At 58.2% G+C, this 10930-nt stretch carries 8 protein-coding genes; 3 read left to right on the plus strand and 5 right to left on the minus strand.

Going from position 1 to position 10930, the window contains the following annotated elements; all coding sequences use genetic code 11:
• Nucleotides 1-396 precede the first annotated feature (396 nt).
• The 5 genes from NKJ15_RS30190 to NKJ15_RS30210 are packed head-to-tail and all read right to left on the minus strand — an operon-like array spanning nt 397 to nt 4969.
• Nucleotides 397-1158 (minus strand): MBL fold metallo-hydrolase, encoded by a 762-nt coding sequence (locus tag NKJ15_RS30190; RefSeq protein WP_352684823.1) that lies wholly within the window; start codon nt 1156-1158, stop codon nt 397-399.
• On the minus strand, nt 1155-2225 hold the full coding sequence (locus NKJ15_RS30195; protein ID WP_352819390.1) for an ABC transporter ATP-binding protein: 1071 nt from the start codon (nt 2223-2225) through the stop codon (nt 1155-1157). The genes NKJ15_RS30190 and NKJ15_RS30195 overlap by 4 nt, the downstream gene beginning before the upstream one ends.
• Nucleotides 2222-3004 carry an ABC transporter permease gene (locus NKJ15_RS30200; protein ID WP_352819392.1) on the minus strand — a complete coding sequence of 261 codons (783 nt, stop codon included), beginning with the start codon at nt 3002-3004 and terminating at the stop codon, nt 2222-2224. The genes NKJ15_RS30195 and NKJ15_RS30200 overlap by 4 nt, the downstream gene beginning before the upstream one ends.
• Nucleotides 3005-3006: 2 nt before the next feature.
• A complete protein-coding gene (locus NKJ15_RS30205; RefSeq protein WP_502906964.1) occupies nt 3007-3849 on the minus strand; it encodes an ABC transporter permease in 843 nt (280 codons plus the stop codon).
• Between the two features lie 13 nt (nt 3850-3862).
• Entirely contained in the window at nt 3863-4969 is a 1107-nt protein-coding gene (locus NKJ15_RS30210; RefSeq protein WP_352819394.1) for a polyamine ABC transporter substrate-binding protein, read from the minus strand.
• A gap of 91 nt (nt 4970-5060) precedes the next feature.
• On the opposite strand from NKJ15_RS30210, the gene NKJ15_RS30215 reads away from it, so the two are divergent.
• From NKJ15_RS30215 to NKJ15_RS30225, 3 genes are all read left to right on the plus strand, one after another.
• Nucleotides 5061-5675: a TetR/AcrR family transcriptional regulator gene (locus NKJ15_RS30215; protein ID WP_352819396.1), complete on the plus strand. Its 615-nt coding sequence runs from the start codon at nt 5061-5063 to the stop codon at nt 5673-5675.
• 235 nt (nt 5676-5910) lie between these two features.
• Complete coding sequence (locus NKJ15_RS30220; protein WP_352819398.1) at nt 5911-10503, plus strand: AAA family ATPase; 4593 nt, start codon at nt 5911-5913, stop codon at nt 10501-10503.
• A gap of 69 nt (nt 10504-10572) precedes the next feature.
• Entirely contained in the window at nt 10573-10821 is a 249-nt protein-coding gene (locus tag NKJ15_RS30225; RefSeq protein WP_352819399.1) for a hypothetical protein, read from the plus strand.
• The last annotated feature ends 109 nt before the right edge of the window (nt 10822-10930 follow it).

A 10930-nucleotide genomic window follows, 5' to 3' on the forward strand; every position in this document is an offset into this window, starting at 1 on the left:
GCCGCGCCAGCGCCGGGTTAGCATGGGTGGGCATTTCTGCAAAGGGAGGGAGGTGCCTGGAGATGGCGACCAAACAAGCCGCACTCGCGCATCATGTCGGAGGACAAAATGATGTGATGGTTAAGACTCGCCTTAAAGTCTCGTAAAGCCATATCGATCATGTTAGCCGGCAGCGGACGGGCGGCGTGGGGGCTAACCAGTCGAGGCCGATCTATTGCCGCTGGCACGCTTGATTATTGTCTTCCTGATGCTGGCAAGTTTTGCCCTGGCTTTCGCGGAACTGGTGCGCCAGGCGGAGGAAAAGAGCTTTAGACCCGAGCCCACGGCCTCGCGCTGCGGCGACGCGGCGGGGACACCCTGTCCGCAAAGGGCGCTTTGACGCCACAGCGCCAGTGCTTATCGGGCTTGCAACAGATGGCAGCCGGCCTGGCGCTTTTGCGCGAGATACTCGTCGACAAGCTGGCGATAGCGGACTTTGCCGAAGCTCGGGAAATGGCCGCCGTGCACGACCGAGACATCGAGATCGCGCATGCGCAGCAGCGTTTCGACATAATCGTCGATATCGGAGTGATAGACGTCGTCGATCAGCGGGCCGTCATAGATGATGTCGCCGGAAAACAGGATGCCCGTCCTGTTTTCGTAGAGCGCAATGCCGCCGGGTGAATGGCCGGGCGTGTGGATGACCTCGAAGGCACGGTCGCCGAGATCGACGATGTCGCCTTGCTCGAGCAACCGGCCGGCTGGTGCGGGCAGGATCCGGTAGCGCTTCGTGTCCCAGCCTTGCGGCATGCCGTCGAACATCTCGTCGGTGGCATAGCGGTCGGCAACCGTCCATTCGTTGCGTGGATCGGCGAGGATTTCGGCCTCGGCCGGGTGCACGCAGCGGTCGGGAAATTCGTGATGGCAGCCGATATGATCGAAATGGGTGTGACTGGCCACGCAGGTGAGCTTGCGCTCCGTGACCAGCGGCACGTGGCGGCGCAGGCTGAAATGGCCGAGGCCGGTATCGAACAGAAGATCGCGGTCGCGGCCGCGCACATGCCAGATGTTGCAGCGGAAGAACGGCTTGATCCACGGCTCGTGGATCAGCGTCACGCCATCGCCCATGCGGATAGTTTCGTACCAGTCAGGAGCGTCGATGATTGGAAGCGTGCTCATGTTTGGTCCGCAAGCAGGATGATGTCGCCAGCATCGCACGATACCGCGACAACGTCGCCCGGCTGGACGGCCGATGCGGCCGCGACCTTGGCGATGAAGTGCAGCGCCGGGTCGGTCGTGGAGGTCCCCAGCACACGCTTGAAGCTGCCCTGGAAGACGACGTCGCTGACCTTGACCATGCCAAGCGCCACAGCACCGCCTGCAGCGCCGAGAACAAGATGCTCCGGCCGGACGGCCAGCGCAACGGTCGAGCCGGCCGGCAATGTGCCGGGCAAAGAGAGCGACCCAAGCTTCGTGGTGACGGCGACTTTGCCGCCCTTCGCCTCGGTCACCGTTCCCGATATCAGCGTGCTTTCGCCCATGAAAGTCGCGGAAAAGCGCGTCGCTGGCCGTGCATAAACGCGCTCGGGCGGTCCTTCGTCCTCGATGCGCCCGTCATTCATCACCACGCAATGATCGGCCAGCGCCATCGCCTCTTCCTGATCGTGAGTGACGTGGATGAAGGCGGTGCCGACGCGTTTCTGGATCGCCTTCAATTCATCCTGCATCTGCCGGCGCAATTTCAGGTCGAGCGCGCCGAGCGGCTCGTCGAGCAGGAGCACCGCCGGCTCGACCACCAGGGCGCGCGCCAGCGCCACGCGCTGCCGCTGACCGCCGGAAAGCTGATGCGGCTTCTTGTCGAAGGCAGTGGCCAACCCAACCAGCGCCAGCGCCTCGCGTGCCCTTGCTGCCCGGGTTGCGCCATCGACACCCCGCATGCGCAGCCCGAAGCCGACATTGCTGCCGACGCTCATATGCGGGAACAGCGCATAATCCTGGAACACGGTCGTCGTCGGCCGCTTCGCCGGCGGCACGGCGGTGCAGTCCTCGCCGCGGATCAGCACCTTGCCTTCGCTCGGCGTGACGAAGCCGCCGAGGATGGACAAAAGCGTCGTCTTGCCGGAGCCGGACGGGCCGAGCAGGATCGTGTAGCTGCCAGGCTCGATCGTCAGCGAGACGTTCTTCAGCACCGTGTGCTGGCCGAAGCGATGCGAGACGGAGCTTATATCGACCAGTGGCGCACTCATGCCGGCTTCCTCCGCAACAGCATCAGCTCGAACACTACCACCAGCACGATGGAGACGGCGAAGACCAGCGAGCCGACGGCGTTGGTCTTCGGATTGAGGCCGGAGCGGAGCAGGTTCCAGATCTCGACCGGCAGCGTCGTGTCGAAGCGCGTCAACAGGAACGAGATGACGAACTCGTCCCAGGAGAAGGTCATCGACAGGAAGAAACCGGCGAAGATCGCCGGCGCCATGACGGGCACGGTGATCAGCAGCAGCACCTTCCATTCGGGCGCGCCGAGGTCGCGCGCGGCGCGCTCGATATTGATCTGGTGGTCGCCCATCTGGCTGTAGACGATGGCAAAGCAGAGCGGCAGGTTGATCACCACATGGCCGATGCCGGCGGCAATGAGCGACTTCGGCACGCCGGCCCAGTTGAACAGCACCAGCAGCCCCATGCCGATGATGAGATAGCTGACGGTCAATGGCAAGGTGATCAGCCCGCGCATCAGGCCCGAGCCCGGCAAGGCGAAGCGCGCAAAACCCCAGGCGGAGAGAAAGCCCAACGTGACGGCGGCAGCCGAGGAGACGACTGCCACCAGCAGCGAATTGACCAGCGCCGAAGTCAGCCGCGTGTCGGCGAGCACGGCCTCGTACCAGCGCAGCGAAGGCCCGGTGAAGGGCGGGATCGGAAACGAGGTTGCCTGCAGCGAAAACAGCACCAGAACGATGACCGGCAGAAAGATAAAGCCGTAGATTGCGATGGCGTAAAGGCCGGAGACGAGGCGGATGAGCGCGCGCATGGTCAGGCCCGCTCGATCTTCAGCCAGCGGGAGCAGGCGAGATAGGCAACGGTGACCACCGCCATCAGGATGATCGACAGCGCCGAAGCGAGCGGAAAGTCGCCGCGCCGGCCGATCTGCATCATGACGAGCTGCGGCATCAAAAGCTCGTTGCTGCCGCCGAGGATCTGCGGCGTGATGTAGTCGCCGATGCACAGCACAAAGGTGAGGAAGGCGCCGACCATGATACCGGGGAGCGTCAGCGGCAGAACGACATGCAGGAAAGTCCGAACCGGCCCGGCGCCGAGGTCGGCGGCGGCCTTGCGGTAGCTGGGGCTGAGCTGCTTCAGATTGGCGAAGATCGTCAGCGTCAACAGCATGACAAAGAAATGCACGAAGCCGATGACGGTGGCCAGCCGAGTATTGGCGAGCTGCAGCGGTTCGCTGAACAGGCCGGAGCCGGTCAACGCATGGTTGACGACGCCGTTTTGCGCCAGCACCAGCAGCCACGAATAGGAGCGCACGACATAGGAGGTCCAGAACGGCAGCACGGCCAGCATCAGCGCCAGCCGCTGCCAGCGCTCCGGCACCTGTTCGGCCAGGATCCAGGCAAAAGGATAGGCGAGCAGCACGGAGATCACGGTGACGATCGCTGTGACCTGCAGCGAGTTCACCATCGCCTGCCAGTAGGACGGATTGGCAAAGAACTGGCTGTAGTTGGACAGCGTGAAGCCGCCGCCTTCATGTGCCGTCAGGCTGGATACAGCCATGGCGACGAAGGGCAGCACAAAAAACAGCAGCGTCCAGCCGAGCGCCGGCGTGACAAGCGCCCAGGGCAGGGCACGCCCGCTGTTGGCGGCGTTCACGACCGGCAGCCGGTCATTGCGCCTGCAGCATTTCGGTCCAGACGTCCTGCATCTTCTTGTCGAGGTCGGCGTTCGGCGCAGGATAGGACTGGGCGCGGGCGAGGAATTCCGGCTGCTCGTCGAAGCGCAGGATCTTCTTCTGCTCGTCGCTCAACGCCGCTTTGCTGTTGGCCGGCATGCCCCAATAGCAGGACGAGGTGGCGAGCCGCGCCTGGCCTTCGGGGCTCATAATGTACTGGATGAATTTAAGCGCCAGCTCCTTGTTCTTGGAATCCTTGAACATTGCCAGCGACTGCGACCACAGCACGGCGCCTTCTTTCGGGATAGAGAAATCGAGGGCAGGGTTTTCCTTGGCCAGTCCCGCCGTCACCCATTCGCCGCCGCCGACCAGAATGTCGACCTCGCCGGTCGCCAGCGCCGTCTGGCTGGCGGTCACTTCGCCGACCAGCTTGGCGTTGGCCTTCATTTTGAGCAGCTCTTCCTTGATGGCGGGAAGGTCGGCTTCGGTCAGTTCCGCCGTCTTCTTGCCGATCGCCAGTGCGGCCATGCCGATGACCGGCAGGTAATAATCGTAGATGGCGATCTTGCCCTTGTATTTGTCGCCGGTCAGCGCGGCAAGCGACTGCATGTCGGCCGGGTCGACTTTGGTCTTGTTGTAGCCGATCGTGTTGTAGCCGAACTTTTCGGTGATGCCGTAACGCTTGCCGTCGACGACGGTGGAGCTATCCATCTTCACCTGAGGAAACAGGTCGGCCAGCGGCAGCTTGTCTTCCGGCAGCGGCTCGAACAGGCCTTTTTCGACACCGCGCGGTACGTCGATGCTGTCGATCACCATCACGTCCCAGTCGCCGGGCTGCGATTGTTCGACGATCGCCAGGCCGGCGCCCGTGCCTTCAAACTCCTTGACATTGACCTTGACGCCGTTCGCTTCCTCGAAAGGCTGCAGCAGCGCCGGATCGGCGTGATCGCACCAGATCAGCGCGTTGAGGTCCTGCGCCTGAGCGAGGCTGCCCGCCGCCAGCAGCAGTGCTGCCGCGGCGCATGCGCCTTGGAGATGGCTCTTCAGAACGGAAAGCGGGTTCCTGACGGTTGGATTGGGGGTCTTTGGATTGATGGACATCGAGTGTTCTCCCTTGCCTTTTTGGCTTGTAGGAAAAAATTGAACCAATTCTAAAATTGAGTCAATTCTGTTTTTGTGGCAAACAGCCGATATGAGCGGATTGCGGGCAAGGCAGAAGGCGGATCGGCACCGCCGCATCATCGAGGCGGCGGCGGCGCTTTTCCGCGATGCCGGTTATGAGGGCGCCAAGATCGAGACCATCGCGGCGCAGGCCGAAGTCTCGGTCGGCACGATCTACAACTACTACCAGAACAAGGGCGACATCCTCGGCGCCATCGTTTCGATGGAGGTCAACGAGGTGCTGAATGCCGGGCGCGGCGTCGTCGCCAACCCGCCGGCCAATGTCGGCGACGCTCTCGATACGCTGCTCGGCATCTATATCGAGCACTCGCTGCATTATCTCAGCAAGGAGATGTGGCGGCAGGCGATGGCGATCTCGACGCAGCTGCCCGACAGCCCGTTCGGCCAGGCCTATACGGGGCTGGACCGCGCGCTGACCGAGCAGATCCGCGCACTGATCGTCCGCCTGCAGGCGCTCGGCCTGGTGCGTCGCGACATCGACGGGCCGGCACTCGGCGAACTCATCTTCAACAACATGAACATGATGTTCATCGAATTCGTGAAGCGCGAGGAGGCGAGGATTGCCGAACTGCGCACGGCGATACGCAGGCAGAACAGGATATTGGTGGCGGCGATTGCGACGTGAGGGGTGAAAAGCGAGCCCTGCGGTGACTGTCGGCCTCGGACCGACGATCGGACGCTAAAGCCTGGTCCGGTCGTACGGAGCGGCTAAAATCAACGACGCTAGGCCTCAGCCAAGATCAATCTCGATCGCACGCAGGCTTGCATGTCATAGACATTTCCCAAGCAGTACGCCTACCGTTCCCGATTGATCCGATTCTATTGTTAAAGATAGCAACCATCGTTGCGGACTGTCGTACATGATACCTGGAGGCATCGCGGACAAACTTGGAAATCGCTATGAAGCGAAATGGCTTGTTCGTTCCCTGATGGACGTGCTCAGCGGGAAGGCTGAATGGCTTCAATTCGAAAATATCGATACCGAATTCCACGGCTTCGAATTCGGCATAAGGAGGGATGGTCTCACTGAGTGGCATCAGACTAAGATATCGTCTCCAGGGGGAAATTGGGCAATCGGCGCCCTCGGTCGTGAAGGTATTTTGAGCGCTTTTGCGAACCGCTTATCCAAAGATGCCACCGCTCATTGTCATTTCGTTTCGCAAGATAACGCTGGCACCTTCCATAAGCTGACGGAAAAGGCTCGGTTAGCAAATGGCACGCGCCAATTCCTCGACGCCCTGTCGCAAGACCAAAACGACGCCTTTCAACAGCTCTTGGCAAAGTGGGCGACGACGTCGCCTGACACGGCGTATGAGTGGCTTCAGAGGAGCCATGTAGTAACAATTTCAGAAACAACCTTGGAGTGGACGATCCAGTCGTTCGGCGATCTTTATTTTTTGAATGGCGGAGCGAGTGCTTTTGCAAACCTGCGAGATATTGCCGAGAAAAATTTCAACAAGCTGCTGACAGGCGCATCACTGCGATCATTAATAAGGGAAAACGGCGTTCTGACAATCAAGGATTGGGCGCTTGATCCAACAATCGGAGAAAGGCTCAAAGAAGAAACGGAGGCATATCTTGGCACCTATGTGCCTTTTGGCGCTGGTGGGGAAGTGATCCAACGAAGCGAGAGTCACCTGTTGATCCAGGAAATTCTCGATCCCAACGGTGCAGAGCTAATATTGCTGACAGGCGTGGCGGGCTCCGGAAAATCCGGAATCGTCCGTTCCGCAATATCCGACTTGGTATCATTCGGGATTCCGCACCTAGCATTTCGGGTCGATCAATGCCTGCATTGTAGCACTAGGGAAGAACTCGGAAGGCACCTATTCGGCCGGGAAGAAGGTCCCGCGAGCACCTTGAAGGGTGCGTTTCCATCTACTCGATCTGTCCTGATTATAGATCAAGTTGACGCTATCAGCGAAGTCTCTGGCCGAGACGGAAAGGTCAAAGAGGTCATATTCCGGCTGATTGCCGATGCTCACAATTTTCAGAGTATCAAAGTCGTGGTGATTTGCAGGACCTTTGACCTCGAAAGTGATCCACGGCTGAAGCAGTTGAAGGAAGTGCGGCGAGCGAAGCAAATTGACGTCCCGCTCTTCAGTTGGGGCACTGATGTCGAGCCGATTTTAGTCTCAAAGAATGTCCCTGTTGATCAATTGAGCGGACCTCAGCGTCGCCTCCTGGAGCTTCCCATCAATCTCGCGGTTTTCTTGGAAATCGATGAGAAACATCTCGTTTTCCAATCTCGATCGGCTCTGCATGAAAAGTTGATTGAAAAGAAACAGCGGGTCATCTCCAAAACGCTTAGACCCGCATGGACGGTCGTACAGGCTCTTGGAGCGATGTGCGAATGGATGAGCAAGCGCCAGCAACTTGATGCCCCAATCTCGGTCCTCGACCCATTCCCAAGGGCCATAGATGTCCTGACCTCCGAGGGGCTTATCGTACTGTCGCGTGGCCGAGTGAATTTCTTTCACGAGAGTTTTTTCGATCATATCTTTGCACGATCTTTTGTCTTTCGCGAACAGCGCTTGGCCGACATGCTCCGCGAGACTGAACAGCATCTCTTCCGCCGGACTCAAGTCCGGCAAATTCTCGAGGCGCTTCGGCAGAATGATTTCTCGCGTTATGCGGATGAATTGTCATCGCTGCTGTTCGGTGAAAAGATCCGTTTTCACATCAAATTCGCCATTTGCCAGTGGCTAACGACCATCGAAACTCCGACCGACCGTGAGTTTGAAATCGTTCAAGATCTCGACACCTTACCGGATAAATACAACCAGCTGTTTCGCCGCGCGGTTCTATCGAGCCACGTTTGGTTTGATTTCCTCAGCGCGAAGCAATGGATTTATACAGAACTGGAATGCCGATCGGAAAAGCGCACGGATACTCTTCTTTGGTGGTTGTCCAGCATAGCAGGCGAGAGGCCGCGGGAAATTAGTGAACTGCTTCGCAGGTGGTGGGCCGGCGATGCTGCAAAAGCGGAGCAATTGGTAAGCTGGTTCGGATTTGTCCATCGGAAGCAATCCGACGATGATCTCCTTCAGCTTTGTTGCGATGTTGTCGCATCACACCCACTGGAGCTTTTCAAAGACCGCGGGCGTGATCGTATCACGATGCTACTTCACGTTTGGGGAGAAAAATCACCGGAGAAATGCGGGCAGCTAATTGAGGCCATTTTCGATGCCTGGTATGCCCAACATCCTGGTCAAAATCCATTTGATCGCGATCAGGAGAAAGTCATCGAAGGGTATTCATTGGAGGAGCTACTAAAGAAAGCTCCGAAAGCCCTTGCAATAGGTTTCACTGGCGCTTTGGCACGCGCTGTTGATTTGGTTATAGCTGAAGGGCGAGGCGGCTCAAGCTGGTATTCATTTAACTATAGAAGCTATTCAGGCAATCGCTTTGGCTTTGACCATTTTCTGGGGGTCTACGTCGCGGCCTTAAAGAAAGTGGCGGAGAAGGATCCATCCGACGCGGCCGAATTCCTAGCTCGGTTGGATCCGGATAAGCATGAGTGCTTCATGCATATCCACTTGGAAACCATCCAAGCAAATCCGACCGCTCTGGCCGAGCGACTGCCTAACCTCGTGGCCAACAAGCTTGCCTTTGAATCAGGCTGGCAGGGGGCCGATTGGATGTCGCTGGCTACAGCCTGCCGTGAAGTTTTTCCTCACCTTGTCGCTGATCAAAGGTGTCTAATTGAAGATCGTATCTCCCAGCAAAATGAAGAAATCGAACACGCGTCGCGGTTACTGCGTCGCATCAAAGAGGCAGGAGAGACCGGCCCGTTTTGGACAAGAGGGAGCGCACTTCATGCATTGAACCGCTCTGGCCACAAACGGTGGTGCATTCTGGAAACAATTGGAGAGGACCGCCTAAGCCAGACCAGCAGGCTACAGCTCTCACAACTCAGGAGGAAATTTCGCGGTTGGCAGGTCGATGAACCATCGCAAGTCGAAGCACATTTTGTTGGCTCTCCGATCAAACGACACAGTTGCGAACGCATGTCCGACCGTCACTGGCTTTCTGCCATTGAGCGTTATGACAATGATGAAGACAGGCGGCGCGGTCGGGGATTCGTCGATGGAGGAGCGAGGCAGTTGGCAGGCGAACTCCAGGAAGCAGCCAAGAAAAACCCCGAGCGATTTTCAGCGCTCCTGCTGCAAATTCCTGAAGCCGCCCATAAGAGCTACGCCGGACACATATTGTCAGGTTTGGCCGACGCGGAGAACGCGTTGGACGAATGGTTGATCACCGCTATTCGTCATGCACATCAGCTCGACGGAAGGCCATACGGCAATGAAATCGCCCGTCTCCTCATCAATCATCCGCACTTAGCTGCAACGTCGGATATCGCAGATGCCTTGATCTGGTATGCCATGTATGGCGAAGCCAGCGAGAGTGAAGATGCCGACACAACTAGCGTCGCGCGTGAAACGCTGACCATCGATCATTTGATTCAACGGGGCGGCGGACTTCATATCCGAGGCCTCAACGGCGTGCGCGGTTGGACTTGGGAGGCGTTGGGAGTCGTTCTCTGGCACGTGCCGAAACTTGAGTCCGCAGTTTGGCATGCTTTGGACATCGCCGTTGAGCAAGAAATGCTCATTGGCGTACGCTGCTGCATGATGAAACCGCTGACGCCTTTGTTCAATGCAGACAAAAATCGATTTGAATCGACACTAAGAAAGCTCGTGGGAATAGCTTCTGGTTCACCTATTGAGACCCATATAAATCGCCTTGCGCCCCTTGTTACCCATACGGGTGTCAGCCTGTTCCCCTATGTACTGAGTTGGTTACCTGAGTTGGGCAGAGAGCTCATTTCGCACCTTCTGGGAAGCGGGGATCGGACCAAAGAACTCATAGCGGCCTGGTTCGTTTTCGGTGAAAGCTTCCGGCACCCAGAATTCTCGCAAGATGCGGACGACCTGAGTGCGAAGAGCGTTGACCATAGAAGGTTGATGGCAGACGTCGCTGGAGACGTGCTGACATGGGCGGAACATGCTAATCGCGCCGATATTTTGTTGAGGCGTTTCTTTTCTGACGAAGACAAAGAAGTCCGCAGCCAAGCGGCTGACGCGTTCCGGCGCATTAACCCTGATGAAGTCGCGCGATACCGTGATCTAACCCGCGAGTTTTTACGATCTCCGGCATACGCGGACAGCGGTTTTGCGGTGCTTCACATGCTCGAAGGCGCGACCTGTGATGTCCTCGACCTAGTTGTGGAAGCAGCAGGGCAAACAATAATCGATCTCTCGAAAAATGGTAATCAAAATGGAAGACGGGGCACCGACGTTCATCGTCTGCAGGATATGTTGAAACGAGAGTATGTCTCGTCAGAGAAAAGTCCGGAGGCAAGGACGAAGATCCTTGATATGATCGACCTGATGCTGTCCCGTGAAATCCACGGCGCTGAGAGCATCGTTTCCGCTCACGATCGATGGTAAAGCAATGTTGCCGTAGCTTCATTCCGATACGTCCAGAACAAGGGCGACATCCTCGGCGCCATCGTCTCGATGGAGGTCAACGAGGTGCTCAATGCCGGGCGCGGCGTCGTCGTCAACCCGCCGGCCAATGTCGGCGACGCTCTCGATACGCTGCTCGGCATCTATATCGAGCATTCGCTGCATTATCTCAGCAAGGAGATGTGGCGGCAGGCGATGGCGATCTCGACGCAACTGCCCGACAGCCCGTTCGGCCAGGCCTATACCGCGCTAGACCGCGCCCTGACCGAGCAGATCCGATCGCCAGGCTACAGGCGCTGATACACTGATACCCTCCGGCGAAGGCCGCCTTGCGAGAGGACGGCACGGTAGCGAGGCTGCGCTCTTAAGGTCGCCCTTACGAGCGAAGTTAGCAGCACAGCATGAGCCA

The sequence above is a fragment of the Mesorhizobium sp. M0207 genome, from assembly GCF_040321995.1.
GTDB lineage: Bacteria > Pseudomonadota > Alphaproteobacteria > Rhizobiales > Rhizobiaceae > Mesorhizobium.